The 17,983-nt window shown below is 55.1% G+C and carries 24 protein-coding genes; 8 read left to right on the top strand and 16 right to left on the bottom strand.

From position 1 onward, the window contains the following. Positions 1 to 2: 2 nt before the first annotated feature. Positions 3 to 1,307 (bottom strand): phage portal protein, encoded by a 1,305-nt coding sequence (locus U2P90_RS13545; protein ID WP_322472543.1) that lies wholly within the window; start codon positions 1,305 to 1,307, stop codon positions 3 to 5. After that, the gene (locus U2P90_RS13540) at positions 1,304 to 2,764 is read right to left on the bottom strand and encodes a hypothetical protein (RefSeq protein WP_322472542.1); all 1,461 of its coding nucleotides are present in this window, start codon (positions 2,762 to 2,764) and stop codon (positions 1,304 to 1,306) included. Before U2P90_RS13540 ends, U2P90_RS13545 begins: the two co-directional genes overlap by 4 nt. 57 nt (positions 2,765 to 2,821) lie before the next feature. On the opposite strand from U2P90_RS13540, the gene U2P90_RS13535 reads away from it, so the two are divergent. Beyond that, complete coding sequence (locus U2P90_RS13535) at positions 2,822 to 3,295, top strand: hypothetical protein (RefSeq protein ID WP_322472541.1); 474 nt, start codon at positions 2,822 to 2,824, stop codon at positions 3,293 to 3,295. A gap of 292 nt (positions 3,296 to 3,587) precedes the next feature. Here U2P90_RS13535 and U2P90_RS13530 read toward each other — a convergent pair whose 3' ends face one another. The 11 genes from U2P90_RS13530 to U2P90_RS13480 all read right to left on the bottom strand — a co-directional run bounded on the left by U2P90_RS13530 (position 3,588) and on the right by U2P90_RS13480 (position 8,404). Continuing rightward, entirely contained in the window at positions 3,588 to 4,058 is a 471-nt protein-coding gene (locus tag U2P90_RS13530) for a hypothetical protein (RefSeq protein WP_322472540.1), read from the bottom strand. Next, the gene (locus tag U2P90_RS13525; RefSeq protein ID WP_322472539.1) at positions 4,045 to 4,185 is read right to left on the bottom strand and encodes a hypothetical protein; all 141 of its coding nucleotides are present in this window, start codon (positions 4,183 to 4,185) and stop codon (positions 4,045 to 4,047) included. The genes U2P90_RS13530 and U2P90_RS13525 overlap by 14 nt, the downstream gene beginning before the upstream one ends. A 23-nt stretch (positions 4,186 to 4,208) precedes the next feature. Further along, positions 4,209 to 4,481, bottom strand: coding sequence for a hypothetical protein (locus U2P90_RS13520; RefSeq protein WP_322472538.1), 273 nt, complete (start codon positions 4,479 to 4,481; stop codon positions 4,209 to 4,211). A 3-nt stretch (positions 4,482 to 4,484) separates the two neighbouring features. Beyond that, positions 4,485 to 4,952 carry a hypothetical protein gene (locus U2P90_RS13515; RefSeq protein ID WP_322472537.1) on the bottom strand — a complete coding sequence of 156 codons (468 nt, stop codon included), beginning with the start codon at positions 4,950 to 4,952 and terminating at the stop codon, positions 4,485 to 4,487. Then, positions 4,949 to 5,398 (bottom strand): hypothetical protein, encoded by a 450-nt coding sequence (locus U2P90_RS13510; protein ID WP_322472536.1) that lies wholly within the window; start codon positions 5,396 to 5,398, stop codon positions 4,949 to 4,951. The genes U2P90_RS13515 and U2P90_RS13510 overlap by 4 nt, the downstream gene beginning before the upstream one ends. 48 nt (positions 5,399 to 5,446) lie before the next feature. Next, entirely contained in the window at positions 5,447 to 5,671 is a 225-nt protein-coding gene (locus U2P90_RS13505) for a hypothetical protein (RefSeq protein WP_322472535.1), read from the bottom strand. Positions 5,672 to 5,687: 16 nt separating this feature from the next. Beyond that, on the bottom strand, positions 5,688 to 6,155 hold the full coding sequence (locus tag U2P90_RS13500) for a hypothetical protein (protein WP_322472534.1): 468 nt from the start codon (positions 6,153 to 6,155) through the stop codon (positions 5,688 to 5,690). A 26-nt stretch (positions 6,156 to 6,181) separates the two neighbouring features. Then, a complete protein-coding gene (locus U2P90_RS13495) occupies positions 6,182 to 6,799 on the bottom strand; it encodes a GIY-YIG nuclease family protein (RefSeq protein ID WP_322472533.1) in 618 nt (205 codons plus the stop codon). 102 nt (positions 6,800 to 6,901) lie between these two features. Further along, positions 6,902 to 7,183: a hypothetical protein gene (locus U2P90_RS13490; protein WP_322472532.1), complete on the bottom strand. Its 282-nt coding sequence runs from the start codon at positions 7,181 to 7,183 to the stop codon at positions 6,902 to 6,904. Positions 7,184 to 7,258: 75 nt separating this feature from the next. After that, positions 7,259 to 7,576: a hypothetical protein gene (locus U2P90_RS13485; RefSeq protein ID WP_322472531.1), complete on the bottom strand. Its 318-nt coding sequence runs from the start codon at positions 7,574 to 7,576 to the stop codon at positions 7,259 to 7,261. Positions 7,577 to 7,585: 9 nt separating this feature from the next. Next, the gene (locus tag U2P90_RS13480; RefSeq protein WP_322472530.1) at positions 7,586 to 8,404 is read right to left on the bottom strand and encodes a hypothetical protein; all 819 of its coding nucleotides are present in this window, start codon (positions 8,402 to 8,404) and stop codon (positions 7,586 to 7,588) included. A 975-nt stretch (positions 8,405 to 9,379) separates the two neighbouring features. Between U2P90_RS13480 and U2P90_RS13475 the strand changes: the two genes are divergently transcribed. Then, complete coding sequence (locus tag U2P90_RS13475) at positions 9,380 to 9,640, top strand: hypothetical protein (RefSeq protein ID WP_322472529.1); 261 nt, start codon at positions 9,380 to 9,382, stop codon at positions 9,638 to 9,640. Between the two features lie 76 nt (positions 9,641 to 9,716). After that, positions 9,717 to 10,319 carry a hypothetical protein gene (locus tag U2P90_RS13470; protein ID WP_322472528.1) on the top strand — a complete coding sequence of 201 codons (603 nt, stop codon included), beginning with the start codon at positions 9,717 to 9,719 and terminating at the stop codon, positions 10,317 to 10,319. Positions 10,320 to 10,375: 56 nt separating this feature from the next. Here U2P90_RS13470 and U2P90_RS13465 read toward each other — a convergent pair whose 3' ends face one another. From U2P90_RS13465 to U2P90_RS13455, 3 genes are all read right to left on the bottom strand, one after another. Then, a complete protein-coding gene (locus U2P90_RS13465) occupies positions 10,376 to 10,972 on the bottom strand; it encodes an ABC transporter permease (protein WP_322472527.1) in 597 nt (198 codons plus the stop codon). 76 nt (positions 10,973 to 11,048) lie between these two features. Further along, positions 11,049 to 11,864: an ABC transporter permease gene (locus U2P90_RS13460; RefSeq protein ID WP_322472526.1), complete on the bottom strand. Its 816-nt coding sequence runs from the start codon at positions 11,862 to 11,864 to the stop codon at positions 11,049 to 11,051. Next, the gene (locus U2P90_RS13455; RefSeq protein WP_322472525.1) at positions 11,861 to 12,898 is read right to left on the bottom strand and encodes an ABC transporter ATP-binding protein; all 1,038 of its coding nucleotides are present in this window, start codon (positions 12,896 to 12,898) and stop codon (positions 11,861 to 11,863) included. The genes U2P90_RS13460 and U2P90_RS13455 overlap by 4 nt, the downstream gene beginning before the upstream one ends. 121 nt (positions 12,899 to 13,019) lie before the next feature. On the opposite strand from U2P90_RS13455, the gene U2P90_RS13450 reads away from it, so the two are divergent. The 5 genes from U2P90_RS13450 (at position 13,020) to U2P90_RS13430 (ending at position 17,940) form a co-directional block, all read left to right on the top strand. Continuing rightward, complete coding sequence (locus U2P90_RS13450) at positions 13,020 to 13,877, top strand: hypothetical protein (protein WP_322472524.1); 858 nt, start codon at positions 13,020 to 13,022, stop codon at positions 13,875 to 13,877. A 91-nt stretch (positions 13,878 to 13,968) separates the two neighbouring features. Continuing rightward, on the top strand, positions 13,969 to 14,781 hold the full coding sequence (locus U2P90_RS13445) for a hypothetical protein (protein ID WP_322472523.1): 813 nt from the start codon (positions 13,969 to 13,971) through the stop codon (positions 14,779 to 14,781). An 82-nt stretch (positions 14,782 to 14,863) separates the two neighbouring features. Beyond that, entirely contained in the window at positions 14,864 to 15,355 is a 492-nt protein-coding gene (locus tag U2P90_RS13440; protein ID WP_322472522.1) for a DUF2726 domain-containing protein, read from the top strand. A 51-nt stretch (positions 15,356 to 15,406) separates the two neighbouring features. Next, complete coding sequence (gene clpS, locus U2P90_RS13435; RefSeq protein WP_295819677.1) at positions 15,407 to 15,724, top strand: ATP-dependent Clp protease adapter ClpS; 318 nt, start codon at positions 15,407 to 15,409, stop codon at positions 15,722 to 15,724. Next, on the top strand, positions 15,721 to 17,940 hold the full coding sequence (locus tag U2P90_RS13430) for an AAA family ATPase (RefSeq protein WP_322472521.1): 2,220 nt from the start codon (positions 15,721 to 15,723) through the stop codon (positions 17,938 to 17,940). Before clpS ends, U2P90_RS13430 begins: the two co-directional genes overlap by 4 nt. Positions 17,941 to 17,983 lie beyond the last annotated feature (43 nt).

Here is a 17,983-nt window from a genome sequence, read left to right as displayed (position 1 = left end):
GGTCATCCTCTCAGGAGGGCTGTAAGGCCGTCTGGTGAAGCTGCCCCCTCCGTAGCCAAGGCGTCTAGTTCTGCTTGCGTGTTTTCCACAACATCAGCGGCATCAAGCAGAGTCTTTCTGGTGATACTACCGAGGCTATAGAGTTCCTTAGCCTGCTGGAAATTCAAGTCAGCAAGGATTGGGTTGTATCCCGCCACAAACACCTTGAATCCAGACTTACTAAAGCTGGTGGTGTAAGTGTAGTCAATCAGCTTAAAGATGGTGTGGTGTAGCTTCTTGATGAAGTTAGATATCTTCATCTGCTTCTCTGTGACTGCTGCTTGAAAGTCAGACTGCAAGTAGGCCAAGGCGACACCTGAGGGGGCTTGGCCTGTCAGGAGGCTTAAGGAGTTGGTTGCTACTGCTATCTCCTTGGTTAGTTCCTCAATAGATTCTTTGAGGGGCGTTATCTGAGGCATCTCTACTCTTCCAAACTTAGCGTCAGGGTCTTCTGTTTGAAGGGTCATACCTGCGCCCATAATCATAGGCTTAGCCTTGCCGTCTTCATCGTAGGCAGGAGTTACACCAGTAGCCGTATAGATTGGGAATCCGTGGTAGTGAGTAACTAGGCGTAAAGATGTGAGGGCATCATTCAGCGCCTCTTGCAAGGTAACAATGTGGTGAATATCGGAGTTGCTGTTAACCCCTGTTTCTAGGTTGTTGACCACAAACACAAGGGGGCCAATAGGCGTAGATTCAGTGCTGATTAGCTTGTAGAGTCCGCCTGATGTAATTTCATACCTTTCTATCCTGTCGGAATAAAAGACCTCTAGAGTCTTGCCGACTTGGATAAGTACGGAATCTTGTTTACCGTATTCATCGTATCTAACAATTGCCTTGTCGGAACCAAAGACGGCAAGGTCTATCCCTTGTAGGAATTCCTCAGGGGTAGAGACCATGATTCCACCGTCAGCGTCTCTTGGGAACGTGAAAACCAGCTTGACAACAGCATATCCGAAGAGTCCTTGGTATCTGGCAATGCTGGTGATTTTAGATTCAAAATCTATAGCTTCATGCCAAAGGGCGATATACTCCGCTAGCTTGGCATCCTCTGTTTCAATGCTGGAATACTTGCCTACTGTCGCTGAGGCAAACCTGTTGACAGTCTTGCTAATCCAGTTGTCAGAGACAAGGGTGTCCTTGATGGTTCTACCGAGTGGAAGCTGTACAGCCTTGGTCGGATAGTCGGTTACAAAATCATTGTTGTAATAGTTCCAGACCTTTTTACTTGATGCAATTAAGTTCAATTCTTTGTTTGTAAGATTCATCTAATTCCTCCGATTACTACCTGTCCTGATTTGCCCCCGCTAAGGATTGGGCGTAGGGCAATTTCCACTGCATCTAGTGAGTCGTCATGGACTCTGGCATTAGGAAAAGCTGACCATTCAGTCTTAAATACTCCCTCAGGGTCAAAGTCTGGACTGAGGGTAATTCTCTTGTTCTCAAAGTAAGGGGCTAGGAGGGTCATCCTTGATTCTTTGCCCTTACTGGTATGGCTAGGGATAACAGGAAGGTTGCTGGTCTTGAATAGCATCTGGTATGTAGCTTTCTGTGCAGCGTTGGACTCTACGGTTATCTTGAGAGGTCTGACGCCTTTATCCTTCCAGTAATTAAACTCCCCTTGGATATTCTCTAGGGTTGTGGGGAAGTCATGCCTACCCCTGTGCATCCTCAGGAGATATATCCTGTTGGTTTTCCTATGGTGTCCAATACTTGTGATGACGGTAAAGTCCGCTGTCTGCTTCTCCGAGATAGCAAGGTCTACGCCCATGTAGATATTGAGTTCTTTCCAAGGGGGGATTTCCTCTGCCAGTCTTAGCCATTCTGGTTTCAGGAAGGCACCCTTGAAGCTGCTGATATCGTTCTGATACTCCCTGAGGAATAAGGTAGAACCTGTCTCAGCCCTCCTCAGCAGAAGCCGTTGCAGAGGCCACCTGATAGGGTCTAGAACCTCTACTGCCTCCGTCTTGATTGCTACATCTACAATCACATCATTAGCATCTCTGATGTATTCATACTCCAACTCTTCTAGGGAATGGGATTGAATAGCAGACTGAACAATGGAATAGAAGGACTTGTTGCCTAGAATCTCGGAGTAGAGGTCATCCTTGGACTTTCGTGTTCCCAGGACAATAGTTCTGCCCCCTGCGAACACCAGGGAGGACAACTCCCCAAAGAATCTCTCCGAGAGTTTCAGCCTCTCAGCAGGGCTATCCGCCTTCTGTGAATCCGTGAGGTCATCACAGATGAGGAGGTCACAGCGAGACCCAACAGCAGCCGTACCTACGCCTATGGCCTTGATGGTCGGTTCTGTGTAGACGTTCTTCCTCTTGAGAGTCAGTCCTTCTGCACCCCATATACCGTTACCCTTCACGTCACCAAACAGTTTCTTGATTCTGGGGTTTGTCTCTAGGATGGTCTTAACTCTGTTCAGCATTCCGCTAGCCAGAGAGTCTGAGATGGTGACAATAAGTATCCTGAGTTCAGGGTTATAGAGAACCTTCCAGAGGAGATAGGCTGTTAGCGTAGAGGACTTGAGGTGTTCTCTAGGGGCAAGCAGCATGACCTTTGTGTAGGTCTCAAAGGAGTCTACCCAGCCTAGCTGATGTGGTCTGATGAACTCCTCTGGTATTTGGAGTATCTGTCGCTGGAAGAATTCAAAGTCTCTTTCCCCTGCGTCTCTGATTATTTTAAGTTGGTCTGCTGTGTTCAATTCTTTTTTCATTGGGGGGTGTGTCCATGTGCGGCACCTGCCTCAGCCTCGCTGGGGTAGGCTGGGAGGGTGCGAAAACTTGTGCTGCTGGCTGCCCTGCTGTCCTGTGGGGCTTCTGCCGTCAACCTTTCGGAGTTAAAGGCAGAGGAGATATGTGTTGAACCTAAATTCGTAACTATGGTAAGGGGAGATTATTTACAGGACTTAATACCTGAAGTATCTGTTGAAAATTCGACATCTCTGATAGACCTTGGTTTTGTCATAGGAAAGTCAATCAGATGTAAATATAAGCTACTAGGAAGCACTGACTTTTCCTACTTCGGTAAGCTTGATATTGGCAATGTAACAGCGACACTTTCCCTATATCCGATTGGTCTTCCGAGTCACAATACATTGCTAGTGAGAAGTGGTTATGAAACAACCTATTACACTGAGAAAATTTCTATTAGTGCTATTAACTTGAAGGTGGCACAATATGCCTATACTCTTTACGACGCTTTTATCAAGGATTGGAAGCAGGCACATCCTGAGGGCGTGAAGTGAAGCCTTTGCTGCTAGCTGTCTGTGTGTTATTAGCAGGGTGTCAGAAACCCGAGACTATGGCACAGAAGTATGAACGATTATATAAAGAGTGTATGGACTTCTCTTCCGCTGAGTATAAGCACATTGATACAACTCAATCTCTAGAGGAATACCTACGTGGTTCACAAGGTATGTGTTCAGGTATTGCCAAGGATAAAGTTATGTCGGAGATAGACCAGTAATCCCCTTTTTTCTTTGGGGGATTTTTGTTAGGTACTCCTAAAACTTTTTACCCTAAACCCAGTTAGAGGAACTAGTTAAACAATCTCTCTGCCACGTCAGCAGCAAGGCTGGTCAGTTCAGGGGTGGACAGGTTCTCTGTAGAGACCTGGGCTACCTCTGTTTTCGTGATGTCGGTAGGCTGACCGTTGATGAGTCTGTAGGTATCTAGGAGGGTCTTTAACTCCCTGGCTGATGCAGTCGGCTGTAGCAGAGGGAGAGAATCTGTGATGGTTTGAAGTAGGGACTCACTCAGCCCCCTATACACTTCCATCTCAGTCAAGACTCTCTTAGTGTCAGAATCCCTAACAATCGCTTCAATGACCTCTTTATCCTTCTGTGACAACTCCTCTAGCCTTGCCTTCCACTTTCCCGAAGAGGAATAGTTGTAGATAGTTTTGGGAGATTTCCCAGTGATACTAGCAACCTCTTCCATACTCCTCTCTTCTCCGAGATTGCACCAAATCCTAAAGCAGTCGTCTTCTGTATACTTACGCTTTTGCATCCTGCTTCCTGAGTCTCTGGAGTTCTGCTGACTTGGCTAAGATGAATGCCTCTGCTGTCTTCTGTTGTAATGCTGCATCCTGCTTCATCATCTTCTCTACTTCTAGTGATACTTCTTTCTTACTCATGTTGTTTTCTCCTTGGGGGGTTTTTAGTACCTGAGTCTGTTGGACAGGCTTGCCCTGAAATACTCAGGTTGAAGAGGAATGACATTCACTTTGCCGACATAACCAATAGCTTTAAAGTAAACGATAGCGACAGCAAGGACTTCATCTCTCTTGAGGCGACTCTTGAAGATGATTTCCTTGACCGTGCTATCTTCCCTTCTATTCTCTGTGTTGTAGCTAAAGATTGAGAAGACCTCTACTCCCTGCTTCCTGCATTCCTCTTTGATTGCTATGTGTTCTATTGGTTTTACTGCCATGCCTTATTGTATTTTCTTCTTGGGGGGTTTTGCCCCTGTTTCACCCGTCAGCTTCTTCAACTTCTGCACCATCTTCTCTTCTTGGTCATCATCCCAAGATTGAAGCAGGGAATATACCTGAGAGGTTTTGGGCAGCCCTAGTATTGCTGCTGCCCTGGCAGGGGAGACCTCAAGGTCTTTGTAGTCCGAGGGTGTCAGGTCATACCCTGGTAACCCTATGCACTCTGAACACTGGTACTGCCTATAGCTATGAGGGATGTAGCGACTCTTGCAGGTCTTGCACTGTGGCCTATGGTGGTACGGGATGGTGTAGCCTGCTTTCGATAGCCTCACAAGCAGCTTGAATTTATAGGTAAGGTCATCAGACGTGACATACCTACGGAGTTGCCCTTTGGTAAATCCGAGTCTTGTTGTTATCTCGGCATAGCTTGTGTTGTTAGCTTTCAGGAGGGTTTCTAGTTCTGAATTCATTGAACCTCATATGATGTAAATACGTCTTTTGGAATAAGGTATAAATAAGTGTCTGAGTCATTCTGTTTGTTCTTTACTACTCGGGGGGAATTATCTTTTATCCACTCTCGGAGGTCATCTGACCTCATGGCGTACAGGGTGGAGTCATTCACAAAATAGATAAGGTAGACATCTGCCTTAGTAGAAACAATGCCTGAGTCCTTGCCTCTAGAACTGAACTCTATTGCTAGGTTGTTACTGATACTCTTGTCTGTCTTTATCTCTATTGTTAGTTCTTTCCCGTGCGGGGTTTCTATCTTTAAATCCCAATCCTTAAAGTTACCCTTGTCTCTCGCTGAATCAATGACTGTATTGCCTCTATTGATAAACCATTGGGTAACTGTATCTTCTCCTGCTTCCCCTTCCTTCAATAGCTTTCTAAAATTGTTGTAATCATCCTTAATCATAATAGTCTTAACCTCTACAACTATTATATTAAGTGTTTGTGAATAATACTAATTAATCTCTGTAATTGTCAGTGCGTCTTCTCCATAGACAGAATCAACAGTCTTCTTACCGTCACTGCCCCAATGTACCGTTACTTCAATGAACTCTTTATACCTTGTCGTCAAGTTACCAAAGGCTTTCCACCACTTGTCCTTATTCCAATCATACGCCTTGATAATCCGAGTAGGATAGATAATGCCATCAAAAGATAACTGAGGAATGATGGTGTCCAATACTCTCTTTTCCTCCTCATCCGTTGTTGTTTTCCTGATGATATTTAGTGTACGCATTTGCTTGTGCCTCCTGTGCTTCCTGCTGTGATGCAAAATAACCAACAGATTTGATTCCATTGGGGGTTTTTATCGTCGCCTTCCATTTTTTGAAGCCCTTACGCTTCTTTTCGTAACTCACTCCAATAAATATCTTGGGGTTATTGACAACCCTTCTTTTTTCTTGAGGGGGTTTTTCCCTGTGGTACTTAATGACTGAAAGGTCTAAGCCTAGCTGTAGTAGGTCATACTCCGATACATCTAAGCTTCCTAGAAACAGCTTCTCTACTTCTTCTTTGTGGTTTAGAAACGTGCAGTAGATATGCCCGCCTCTGGTCACATAGAACTCTTCTCCAGAGAACATGGCATACCAGCGCTTGTTTCCTTCTAGAAAACCTACCCTCTTACCTTCTTGGTTTCTAATCACATTCTTATATCGTTTAGACATGCCTACCCCTGAGGATAGGCGTTACCCTATCCAATCAATTTGTAATTCTTGTGTTGCTTCCTCTTGCCTGAGAGGGTTTGAGATAAACTCCCCTGTGATAGTCCATGTTCTAAGCAGAACTGTCTGAGGCTGAATACCGTCAGGATTTCTCCTGAGGGGGTTTCTACAGCCCATGATTTAGCAGCGGGCTTGTTCTCCCTGTTCCACTGCTTCTGCTTCTCCGAGGAAGGAACACCTTTGCTGTACTGGTTGCCCTGCATCTGCCTCTGCTTGGCCTCTCTCAGTTGGGGGTTACGCTGGTAGGCAGCCTTTAGCCCCTCAGAACGCTTCTGTAGGGTCTCGGCGCTAGGGGTGTAGCTTCCACCCTCTCCCCCTGCTGTGAGGTTCACTAGGCGGGAATGAGGCGCAAGGGCAGCTATCCAGAATCGTTCCCTCTCCTGCCACCCCTCCTCAACCTCTTCTAGGATGGTCATGATTGGGGAGAGTGCATCCTTCTTGAGGCTGGCTATCCAGTTGGTTTTGTAAGGCCCATCTTTGGTGTCGGAGATGTGTTGAGACAGTCGCCTCTTCGAATGGTCGGTCTTTCCTATGTATCTGATTTCTTGTGTTCTAGGGTCTGATAAGCTGTAAATGTATGTAGTCATAGTTCCTCTTTAACTTACCTTAAGTATAACATTTGATGCTGAATAAACAAAATAAAAGGAGGCCATTTGGCCCCCTAGCTAATACAGATACTCTAGTGTTTCTTATTCCAGCTTATCAATCAGCTTTGCAAGTGCATCAGGGTCTAGAGACGCAATACGCACATCTACTGCATTGTCACCAGTACCAAACTTGAGAGAGGCGCTGTTTTTGACATCCAATGCTGTGATAGTGATACTCGGAACGTCACCAACCTTCCTTTCGTTAATCCAAGTCCTGATAGATGTGATGAAGTTGCTGAATCTAGATGCTAGGTCAGCCTGTAGCTTCTCCTCCATGTACTTACTTTCTGAATCTTCAATAATGTATCCTGCTTTAATACCCATAAAATACCTCTTTCGGGTTTCCCCTTCCTTTGATTTGTATACTTCATTATACCAGCAATGTTTGAATAACCAAAATCACTTAAGATAGCAGACAAGGTTATTAGCTTCATTCCAGTAAATACTATTGTTATCAAATGTAGCGAGGACTGATAGGTGTCCTTCCTTGTCGTTGTACACTAGGTAATTATCCTTGGGGGTTTTTTGATGCTTCTCCGTAAAGACTCCTACTGCTGTCCAAAGTCCGTAGGTGTCTGGAACAGGCACAGTTATCCAAGATTTGAAGTTGTACTTAATTGCGATACCTACGCATGACTCATAATTAACTGCTGAGACTTGCGCTGTTGCCGTGGCATAGAGGGTTAGTGCTAGAACTGCTGTAAGTATTTTTTTCATATTTTCTCCTTAATCTGCTGCTTCTTTGTACACATGGGCTAGTAAGTAACCCTGTGCATTCTTGCCGTAATTCTGTGCATTAGGTAGAACTCCGTGTTCACCTAAGGCGTTACTAAGCCTACCAATGAAGTCAGTACCCTCTTCCTCTTGGATTGTGTCTAGTGCTGAGGCTAGCTGCCCCTTGGTGAAGTGTCCGTTCTCTCGCCTTATGTGTTCAACTGCCATGACCTCTAGTGTCATTTCAGGCTTAGTTGACTTCTTTCTAGGAAGCTTCTTAATTGCCTTAGCGCTGACACCCTCAAACCTGAGGTTGTGTATTGGCATTGGGGGTTTTTTACTCTTGAATTCTTTTATCAACTTGGCTTGCCACTCTAATGCCCTCTCCCTGCTATCACCTAGGAGGTTTTCTATGTCTTCGTAAAAGGTCACAGACTCGGCAGTAAGGTTACCGTTCTTGTTCTTGAGTCTTCTTCCGACGATGTAGAAGAGTCCATTAGGGTCAAACGGTCTTTCTGGGTTTTCCCCTTCTTCCAGTTTCACAAAACCTAGTCTGATGAGACACTTCAAGCCTTCAATGATAGTGTTTCTACTCCATCCTCTGTAGCTTTCAATTTCGTGGAGGGTTGTCAGGGTGCCTACTTTGCCTTCTCTCCACTTATGAGAAGCTATTTCTAGGTCTCCTGCATTTCTGCCATAGAAGCTGGCATCTTTCCTGTAAACCATGTCCTGTAGGAAGAGGTAAATATCCCAAGCAGCGTTAGACCTGAGTAGTGCTGATTCTGGTATTCTGAAAAAGTTTGAAAAGTCCTTTGTAAAGAAGGTAGTCATGTTAGTTCCCCTTGATTGCCTCAAGGATTTTTAGGGTTAGGTAGTTACTAACGGTTCTGTTTTCCTTGCGTGCGTTTTTAGTTATCTGTGCTTTAAACTCTGGTGTTACTCTCAGTGCTATCAATTCTGTCTTGGTCTCGTTCATAAGTCTCCTGATGTGTAAAATGTTGTTAAACAGATGGAAGAAAGAAAATGCCCCTGGCCTAGGGGCTTTTTTTTTTCTTGTCTTCCTTCTTTACTTCTTAAGTATAGCACATCTTCTCATAAAGTCAAGCATTGTATTACATTACTGATATAAACCCTTGCTTCTTTATACCTACAGTAAAGCAGGGGTTGTTGGATAACTCAAGTTGGTTTTTCTTCGGGGGGATTTTAACCACTCTAAAGACCCTAGTTGTCAGTCCACTGACACCCCATGTCAATCCACTGACACCCTTTGTCAGTCCACTGACACACTTGCCTCAAAACGTGTCAATCCACTGACACCCCCATGTCAATGCACTGACACCCCAGCCCCCCTTGTTTTTGCCTGAAACCCTATCCAGTACAGCGAAAAACGCCGCCTATTTCTTCCCTTAGTAGATAACGTTTAGTAGATAACCTATAGCAGATAATCTCCCTCGCCCTAGGTCGGGCGAAAGTAGGTCTTGAAAACATCTAAGGTCAAGGTCAAAAGATAGGGATGAAGAAGAATCAGAATTAGTGACCTCAGGAAAATCCCCCAAGGTCAACAACAAGCACTTCTTCTATTCCTGTCTTTTCTCAACAGTAACATCCACTGATGAGAGACTTCTAATTAATCCTACGTCCACAAGAAACCCCCTGGGAATTATCGCAGAGGGTAGGGGAGAGTCCTTGGACATTGGGCAGGGCAAGAAATAGTCCTGAGAGTTTTCGCCCCTGGGAAAAACAATCCTTGCCTTCTCCATCCCTTACCTGTAAGCTGGTACTAATCAAACAACAGAGGTTAAGACTATGGAAGACAAAATACTACAGGCTTATTTTACAGCAGCAGAAAGAAGGCATGACAGGCTAAAGGCAGCCTTTGAGGAATTTGCAGAGGGTATCTCGGATGACCTTATTAACCTGTCCCTAGAGATGGAGGCGTTGAAGGCAGACCTCCAAGACCTGAGGGCAGCAGGTGTGACCCTCGGAGACACCCTCCAAGCCTCACAGGAGGCGCTAGGGGAGGCCACAGTTGACCCTTCTGCTATCCTGGCCTCTCTCAAACCCTGAACCCCCTTCCACAGGGGGTTTTTTCGTGTCGCTGATTTGGGGGTGTCTCGGCTGGTGCGGCTTGGTAGTCTCGGCTATGTCCATCGCAGAAATACCGCCGGTTGTGAGTGCTGCCGCTGCTGCACTGCCTCCTGTCAACTGGCCTCTAGAACTCCTAAAGCTGTTTGTTCCTCCCATACTGACCCTTATAGGTGTCTACATAGCCTTTAAGCTTGCCAACCGTGGGAGAAAGTACGAAATCCTCTACAAGGAGAGGTATAGGGCAACAGAGGAAGTAATAGGACATTTGTATAGTGTGTCCGGTGCAGTTATTAATATGAAAAATAGGGCGTTTGAACTTTCAGTTTTCCAAAATGATGAAAAAATACTGGCAAGTGGTGAAGCTTCTGCAAAACTTCTGACGCTAGTGGATGAGTTCAATCCTAAATATCTAGTGGTACTTAAGCCAGAGGACAGAGATAGCTATTTTGACCTTATGAGGAGACATTTTACTCTTCACACGATGATTATTCAGTTTAAACACGATAGGAGGCAGTTAGCAGAAATTCCAGATATAGAGGAACAAGAACAAATAACAGCTATGATGGGCAAGGTGGACGCTGTATTCTTTCAATATAACGTAGACAGCTTGGAACTTATCTCTAAGCTTTACAACAGTCTGGAACTGCCGCAGAGGTAAAAGGTTCACGCCCCAACCCGTGAGGGCTGAGGCGCTGGAAGTGTCTAGGAGGGCACCTAGACGACTAAATAGTAGCACCCAGACGGTGTAGAAGGCTGAACAACCATTCTGGGGAAACTCTGGGTCTTCACGAACCAGAACGCGGTCGTGCTCAGGCCCAGCCAGATGCAGTACACGATCACCAGCGCCGACACGTACAGCAGCGCCGCTGCCAGCACCCCGCCCGGCGTGACCGTCAGGGCCGCGCAGGCATAGGCGATCAGGCCCAGCCCGATCACGATGTCCGGCACGCGCAGCACGTTCAGGTGTCGGGTGCTCACGTTGAACTGCGCGTCGATGGGCTTGAGCAGCGTGAAGTCCATGTTCCCGGTGCGCACAGCCTCCGCGACCTTGCTCATGTTCGGCTGCACGAATACCGCGATAAAGCCCTCGGTGAGCATGAAGAAGCCCGTGACCAGCAGCGCCTCGCGGAACGTCCAGCCGCCCACGGTGGTCGTACCCGGCTGCCCGAACAGCACCCCGATCCCCAGCAGCGCGACCCCGACCTCGCCCAGGCTGGCGAGCACCGCGCCCACGAAATTGGCCCGGTACTCCAGCTGCGCCGAGATGGTCGCCCCGGTGAAGATGCGGACGAGTCGCAGATAGCGCCTCACGGGGTGCTCCTGCGGAGGGGAGATGGGTGATGAGGCATGAGGGATGAGAACCGCTCCGCCGTCTCATGTCCTGCCGTCATGCGCCCACCGCGCCGTATTTCTTCAGGCCGGCCCGCCACGCCGTCCAGCGCACCACCCAGAACACGGCCAGCCACGCGGCCAGGATCAGCGCCCCCTGCGCAGCCTGGACAGGCGTCGCCTTGCCCGCCAGCAGCTGTGACGGCAGACCCAGCATGTATGGGAAGGGTGTCCAGACCGCGATCCTCTGCACCCACTCCGGATAGAAGGTCAGTGGCGCGAACATGCCGCCCAGCGCGGCGTACACCAGCCACACGAGTTCCTGAAAGGACGTGCTGGAGTCCGTCCAGAACGCCAGCAGCCCGATGGTGTACTCCCACAGGAAGCGGGCCCCGAAGCCCAGGACGACCAGTCCCAGCGCGGCCGGATACGCCCACAGCTGGCCGGTGAACTGCGCGCCGGACAGCCACGTGAACGCGCCCACCAGCGCCAGCATCGGGATGATGCGGATGAACCGCTCGGAGACGTGGCCCAGCAGGTGCTGCCAGAAGGGGTCGAGGGGCCGCAGCAGCTTGGGCGACAGCGTGCCCTGCCGGATCTCGAAGTCCAGTTCGTGCGAGACCCACACGACCAGCAGCTGCGACACCAGCCACGTGGACAGGAAGTACGTGGCGAAGTCCGTGGGCGTGTAGCCGCGCACCGCGCCGCCGGGGGCGGCCGCCGCCTGCGCCATCCAGACCAGCATCATGACCAGCGACAGCGTGCCGGACAGCATCCAGATCACGACCTCGGCGCGGTACTCGGCCATCAGCGCGAACTGCGTGGCAAACAGCACCCGCACCTTGCGTCCCGTGGCCCGCAGACGGGCGGTCATGCGGGCACCTCCGGCTCCGGGCCGGTCACAGCGGTGCCCGGTCTGTTCGCGCCGAACAGTTCGGCCATGACCGTCTCGATGGGCGGGTCTTCCACCGTCAGGTCGGCCACGTCCAGATCGGCCAGCAGCCGGGCCGCCCGAGCGCTGACCTCGGCCCGCGGCACGGTCAGCTCGGCGCTCAGGCCGTCGGTGCTGACCACCTGTCCATACGCGGCCAGCGCGTGCGCCGGAGTGGGCTGGCGCAGCTGCACACGGATGGTCTTGCCCCCGCTGCCCTGCCCGGCCAGCGCCGCGAGGTCTCCGTCGAAGACCAGGGTGCCGGCGTCGATCACCAGAATCCGCTGGGCCAGCGCCGTCACGTCGGCCATGTAGTGGCTCGTCAGCATGACGGTCGCGCCGTAGCGGCGGTTGTACTCACGTACGAAGTCCCGCACGGCCTCCTGCATGTTCACGTCCAGACCGATGGTCGGCTCGTCCAGGAACAGCACCTGCGGCCGGTGCAGCAGGGCTGCCGCCAGCTCGCACTTCATGCGCTCGCCCAGGCTGAGCTTGCGCACCTGTTTGGTCAGGATGCCGCCCAGATCCAGCACCTCGGTGAACTCGCGCATGGTGTCGCGGTACTGCTGATCCGGGATCTCGTAGATCGCCTGGTTCACCAGAAAGCTGTCCAGCGCAGGCAGATCCCAGATCAGCTGCTGCTTCTGGCCCATGACCAGTGTGATCTGCTTCAGGAACGCCGTCTCGCGCCGCCGGGGGTCGAAGCCTGCCACCCGCGCCGTCCCCTCCGACGGGTGCAGGAGCCCGGAGAGCATCTTCAGGGTGGTCGTCTTTCCGGCACCGTTCGGCCCCAGGAAGCCCACCACCTCGCCGGGCTGGAGGTCGAAGGACACGCCCCGGACGGCCTCGACCTGCCGGGTCTTGCGGTTCACGAAGGACTTCAGGCTGCCCAGCACACCCGGCTCCTTCTCGTGCACGGCGTAGCGCTTTTTCAGGTCACGGACGTGGACGGCGGCGTCCGGCGGGGAAGTCGTCATAGATGTGCACAGAATACGTCGGGGACGGATTTTATATCTGGTGTAGGCCACATGACGTAACAGACCGCTCGATGCCATATATGCGGCATCACCGGCGAGAATTTGCCTCTACAGTGGCCGTGTGACCCCCAAAAAACTCTGGCCCCTGAGCGCTTTGACCCTTCTGCTGACCGCGTGCCCCGCCACGACTGTTCCAGCCCCAACACCGGTGAACGGGGTGAGCGGCACAGTGATTGAGGTGAAGTCGTCCAACCCGACGCTGACGACTGGCCCGTGGACGGGAGGGGCCGGACGGGTCGACGGCTTCATGGATATCGCGCCCCTGACCTCCCACCAGACCGAGGTCGTGACGACGGGAGCCCTCGCCGCCAGCGGAGACTTCACCCTAAGTATGCCCACCACGGTTCCCACGACTGCGCTGATGCCATTCAATCCGGAGACAGTCGTCCTGACGGGGTTGTTCGTTTCCCTGACCAATGGCGAGGCCACCTGCACGGGCACGCCGACCTTCAGCACCAGAAGCGCTCAGCAGTCATCTCTGCGCCTGGGAGCCATCGGAACCGTCTCTGGGGAGATGCGGCCACAACTCCTGACAGAGACGCAGACGACCCAGACCACGGCGCAGGGCGAAGTGATCAAGACCTCCAGCGTCCTGCAGGAGGGTGCACTGGTCTACTTCGATGCCCCCGTGACCCTGAACGGCACCGTGACCTGCTCTGGCCCCGTGGCTTTGGCGCCTTCCGGGACAGTCACCGGGAAGGTGGTGTTCAACGCTAAGTTCGTGAAGGGTTGGAACAAGGCGAACATCACCCTTGACCAGAACGCGGTGGTCACCACCACGTCGTCCACCGTCAATGCAGACATCACCCTGAACATCACTTTGACGGCCGGGAGTCTTCCGACGGACAAATGGACAGTCGTGTCGCCTATCCCGACCAGCCAGGGCGTGAAGGCTCCTCGCAGCTTCTTCATGCGCTGAGTTCCCTATCCCCTCACCAGCACTTCACAATCTGGGCTGATGGCCCCCCACGGCGGTATCGCTCGCCGTGGGGCTTTTCTACACTCGGGATGTGATCCGGCCACCTTTCCTGCTCCTGACGGGCATTGCCCTGCTTCTCGCGGCCTGTGGCGGCGGCCCGGTGGAACCGCCGCTGGAACCCGCCGTGGCCATTACTGGCCTGTCGGGCGTCGTGGTCGAGGATGCCTCCACCCAGGCCGGGGTCACGACCAGGGCGTGGAGCGGCGGGGCAGGCACCGTCCGCGGCGAGATCATCGTCGGCAGCGGGGATACGGCCCGAACCGAACACATCGCGTCCGGAACCATCTCGGCGAGCGGTGACTTCACGCTGGAGCTGCCTGCGCAGTTGGACAGCGCCCTGCTGCACACCTTCACCGGATCCTCGTTCGATATGGAGGCGACGCAGCCGACCGCGGTCGGCAACACCACGTGCACCGGCACGCCGAGGCTGAGCACAGCCGGCGCACGCGGCGTGACACTGCTCGTGAACGTGCAGTCGGCCGTCAAGGGGGGCATCCTGCCCGTCGTGCAGACGCCGCCGGCCACGCCCGGAGCGGCCACCTCGTTCCAGCTGGGCGGCGTGGTGTATGTGGACACGCCGCTGTCCATCGTGGGCAGCGTGTCGTGCCGGGTCACGTACTCCGGCGAGACGACCTCCAATACGGTTACCTACCGGCTGAATCTCGCGGCCGGCTGGAACAAACTGACCATCGCCGAGACGGCGGGCAGCGGGTCGATGCCGGGAGCGCCCACCCAGAACTTCACCCTGACCAGCGGCGCATTCCCGACCGATGCGTGGCTGTTCTCGCCCAGCACCGCTGTCGTGCCCGTGAACCCGGAGTGGCTGCGGCCCAGGAGCCGCTGACCCGGACGGAGCAGACAGAGCCCCCCGGCGGGTGGGCCGCAGGTGCGAACTGCTGGCGTGACCGATCCCGCTACGGTGAGGCATGGCTCTCGGTTGTCTGGCGGCGCTGTTCGGCGTCAAGGAAGCACCCCCTCCTCCTACACCCACGACTGAGCGCACCGTGCCGGACACGCTGCCGATCGAGGTCAAACGCTACTTCTTCAGCCGGGACGAGAACGCCTTCTACACGGCCCTTCTGGAGGGGACACAGGGCACGACGTACCGCGTGTTCCCGAATGTCCGGCTGAACGACCTGTTCCGGATCACGGAAGTGGGCTCGAAGGCGGCGACCCTGGGCCGACTGCGCGACAAGCACGTCGATTTCCTGCTGGTAGACGCCGCCCAGGACTTCCGCCCTGTGCTGGGGATCGAACTCGACGGCCGCTCGCACGCCTCGGAGCGCCAGCAGCACCGGGACGCGGTCAAGGACGTGGCGTTCCGCAGCGCCGGCCTGCCACTGCTGCGCCTGCCGTCGCGGGCCTATTTGCCGGCCGAGATCCGGGCCGAGGTCACGCGGGCGCTTCCTCGGCGCTGAAGGCCTGCCAGCAGCACCATCTGCCGGCAGGCTGGCCGCTAGACTCCGTCCATGACGCGCCGGGATGGTGATGCACGGACACAGACACTGGAGCGCACCCAGACGCAGCGCCCCCGGCTGTACCGGGTGATGCTGCTGAACGACGACTACACGCCCATGGACTTCGTGGTCATGGTGCTGGAGCGGTATTTCCGCAAGGCTGAACAGGACGCGCAGCTGATCATGCTGGCGGTGCACCACAAGGGCCGGGGCGTGGCGGGCGTGTACCCGCGCGACGTGGCCGAGACGAAGGTGGCGCAGGTGACCTCGCACGCGCGGGCCGAGGGCTATCCCCTGCAGGTCGTGGCAGAACCGGAGGCCCAGGAATGATCGGTGAACATCTGCAGGTGACGGTGGGGCGGGCGGCGGACTACGCCCGCGAGGCGGGACACGAGTACGTGACGCAGGAGCACCTGCTGCTGGCCCTGACCCACGATCCCGAGGCGCGGGAGGCGCTGCTGGCCCTGGGGGTGGACGTGCCCCGCCTGCGCGACGACCTCCAGGACGCGCTGGCTGATCTGGAGGTCGTCGACGATGCCGAACCGGACTTCACGCTGGGGGTTCACCGGGTCGTGCAGGGCGCGGTGCTGCAACTGCACGCCAGTGGCAAGGGCCACGAGCAGGCCGACGGTGCGCGGGTGCTGGCCGAGCTGCTGGAGGAACCCGACAGCCCGGCCCGCGCCGCGCTGGAGGCGCAGGGCGTGTCGCGTCTGGACGTCCTGAGCTACGTGTCGCACGGCGTGGCGAAGGTGGACGGCCGGGGCCGCGAGCGGGTCACGGCGGGCGTGGACGGCCCGGACGCTGGAGCCGAGGCCGAACCGCAGCAGAGTCCGCTGGAGGCCTACGCCGCGAACCTGACCGAACAGGCGCGGGCCGGCGAGTTCGATCCGGTGATCGGCCGCGACCCCGAGCTGGAGCGGGTCGTGCACATCCTGGCGCGGCGCGGCAAGAACAACCCGGTGCTGGTGGGCGAGCCGGGCGTGGGCAAGACCGCGCTGGCCGAGGGCCTTGCACAGCGCGTGGCCGACGGCAAGGCACCGGGCTTCCTGAGGGGCGCGTCGGTGTATGCGCTGGATCTGGGGGCGCTGCTGGCCGGTACCCGCTTCCGGGGCGATTTCGAGCAGCGTCTGAAGGGCGTACTGGCCGAGCTGGACGGGCAGAACGCGGTGCTGTTCATCGACGAACTGCACATCCTGGTCGGGGCCGGGGCCACCGAGGGCGGCAGCGTGGACGCCGCGAACCTCCTGAAGCCGGCGCTGGCGCGGGGCAGACTGCGCGTGCTGGGCGCGACCACCCCGGCCGAACTGCGCCACCTGGAAAAAGACCGGGCGCTGTGGCGGCGCTTCCAGACCGTCGAGGTGCCCGAGCCGTCCGAGGCCGACGCCCTGGCGATCCTGCGCGGGCTGGCCGGGCGCTATGCCGAGCACCACGGGGTCACGTACACCGATCCGGCGCTGGACGCGGCGGTGCGGCTGTCGGTGCGGCACCTGCGCGACCGCTTCCTGCCGGACAAGGCCATTGATGTCCTTGACGAGGCCGGCGCAGCCCGCAGCAGTGCGGGCACGGGCGGCGTGATCGACGTGCCGGACATCGAGGCGACCGTGGCGCGCATGGCCCGTGTGCCGGTCGGCGCGGTGAAGGCCGAGGAGATCAGCTCGCTGGCGACCCTGGAGGCCGACCTGAAGACCCGCGTGTACGGCCAGGACGAGGCGGTCAGCGCGGTCGCGTCGGCGGTCAAGCTGGCGCGGGCGGGCCTGCGCGACGTGCAGAAGCCGCAGGGCATGTTCCTGTTCGCCGGGCCGACCGGCGTGGGGAAGACCGAACTGGCCCGCGCCCTGGCCGACCGACTGGGTGTGCCTCTGACGCGCTTCGACATGTCCGAGTATCAGGAGCCGCACACGGTGGCGCGGCTGATCGGCGCGCCTCCCGGCTACGTGGGTTTCGACCAGGGCGGCCTGCTGACCGACGCCGTGGCGAAATCGCCCCACGCGGTGCTGCTGCTCGACGAGATCGAGAAGGCCCACCCGGACGTCTACAACATCTTCCTGCAGCTCATGGATCACGGCACGCTGACCGATCACGCGGGCAAGAAGGTCGACGGGCGCGGCCTGGTGCTGATCTTCACGACCAACGCGGGCGCGGCCGACGCGAGCCGCCCGGCGCTGGGCTTCTCCCGCGAGGGCCGCGCCAGCGAGTCCGCCGAGGCCGTGAAGCGCACCTTCACGCCGGAATTCCGCAACCGCCTGGACGCCGTCATCCACTTCCGGCCCCTGTCGCGCGAGGTCATGACGGGTGTGGTCGACAAGTTCCTGCGCGAACTCGCGGCGCAACTCGCCGAGCGGAACGTGACCATGACGGTGACCGACGCGGCCCGCGCCCGCCTGGCAGAGCTGGGATACGACCCCACCATGGGAGCCCGTCCGCTGGCCCGAGTGATCGAGGAGCGCGTCAAGCGTCCTCTGGCCGACGAGCTGCTCTTCGGCCGCCTGAAAGACGGTGGCGCGGTCACGGTGGATGTCGGCGCACAGGGCTTCGACCTGCGCTGACCCGGCGGTTGCCGCAGGTCGGCTGCGCCCTCATCTCCTGACT

This window comes from Deinococcus sp. AB2017081 (assembly GCF_034440735.1).
GTDB lineage: Bacteria > Deinococcota > Deinococci > Deinococcales > Deinococcaceae > Deinococcus > Deinococcus rufus.
The sequence above is the reverse complement of the archived record's forward strand: the minus strand, read 5'-3'. Positions and strand labels throughout refer to the sequence as shown.

Coding starts and splice junctions, on each gene's coding strand:
- U2P90_RS13530 (WP_322472540.1), bottom strand. CDS start 4,058: ATGCAAAAGCGTAAGTATACAGAAGACGACTGCTTTAGGATTTGGTGC.
- U2P90_RS13515 (WP_322472537.1), bottom strand. CDS start 4,952: ATGAATTCAGAACTAGAAACCCTCCTGAAAGCTAACAACACAAGCTAT.
- U2P90_RS13430 (WP_322472521.1), top strand. CDS start 15,721: ATGATCGGTGAACATCTGCAGGTGACGGTGGGGCGGGCGGCGGACTAC.
- U2P90_RS13495 (WP_322472533.1), bottom strand. CDS start 6,799: ATGACTACATACATTTACAGCTTATCAGACCCTAGAACACAAGAAATC.
- U2P90_RS13545 (WP_322472543.1), bottom strand. CDS start 1,307: ATGAATCTTACAAACAAAGAATTGAACTTAATTGCATCAAGTAAAAAG.
- U2P90_RS13470 (WP_322472528.1), top strand. CDS start 9,717: ATGTCCATCGCAGAAATACCGCCGGTTGTGAGTGCTGCCGCTGCTGCA.
- U2P90_RS13520 (WP_322472538.1), bottom strand. CDS start 4,481: ATGGCAGTAAAACCAATAGAACACATAGCAATCAAAGAGGAATGCAGG.
- U2P90_RS13485 (WP_322472531.1), bottom strand. CDS start 7,576: ATGAAAAAAATACTTACAGCAGTTCTAGCACTAACCCTCTATGCCACG.
- U2P90_RS13480 (WP_322472530.1), bottom strand. CDS start 8,404: ATGACTACCTTCTTTACAAAGGACTTTTCAAACTTTTTCAGAATACCA.
- U2P90_RS13475 (WP_322472529.1), top strand. CDS start 9,380: ATGGAAGACAAAATACTACAGGCTTATTTTACAGCAGCAGAAAGAAGG.
- U2P90_RS13460 (WP_322472526.1), bottom strand. CDS start 11,864: ATGACCGCCCGTCTGCGGGCCACGGGACGCAAGGTGCGGGTGCTGTTT.
- U2P90_RS13490 (WP_322472532.1), bottom strand. CDS start 7,183: ATGGGTATTAAAGCAGGATACATTATTGAAGATTCAGAAAGTAAGTAC.
- U2P90_RS13540 (WP_322472542.1), bottom strand. CDS start 2,764: ATGAAAAAAGAATTGAACACAGCAGACCAACTTAAAATAATCAGAGAC.
- clpS (WP_295819677.1), top strand. CDS start 15,407: ATGACGCGCCGGGATGGTGATGCACGGACACAGACACTGGAGCGCACC.
- U2P90_RS13510 (WP_322472536.1), bottom strand. CDS start 5,398: ATGATTAAGGATGATTACAACAATTTTAGAAAGCTATTGAAGGAAGGG.
- U2P90_RS13525 (WP_322472539.1), bottom strand. CDS start 4,185: ATGAGTAAGAAAGAAGTATCACTAGAAGTAGAGAAGATGATGAAGCAG.
- U2P90_RS13500 (WP_322472534.1), bottom strand. CDS start 6,155: ATGTCTAAACGATATAAGAATGTGATTAGAAACCAAGAAGGTAAGAGG.
- U2P90_RS13440 (WP_322472522.1), top strand. CDS start 14,864: ATGGCTCTCGGTTGTCTGGCGGCGCTGTTCGGCGTCAAGGAAGCACCC.
- U2P90_RS13455 (WP_322472525.1), bottom strand. CDS start 12,898: ATGACGACTTCCCCGCCGGACGCCGCCGTCCACGTCCGTGACCTGAAA.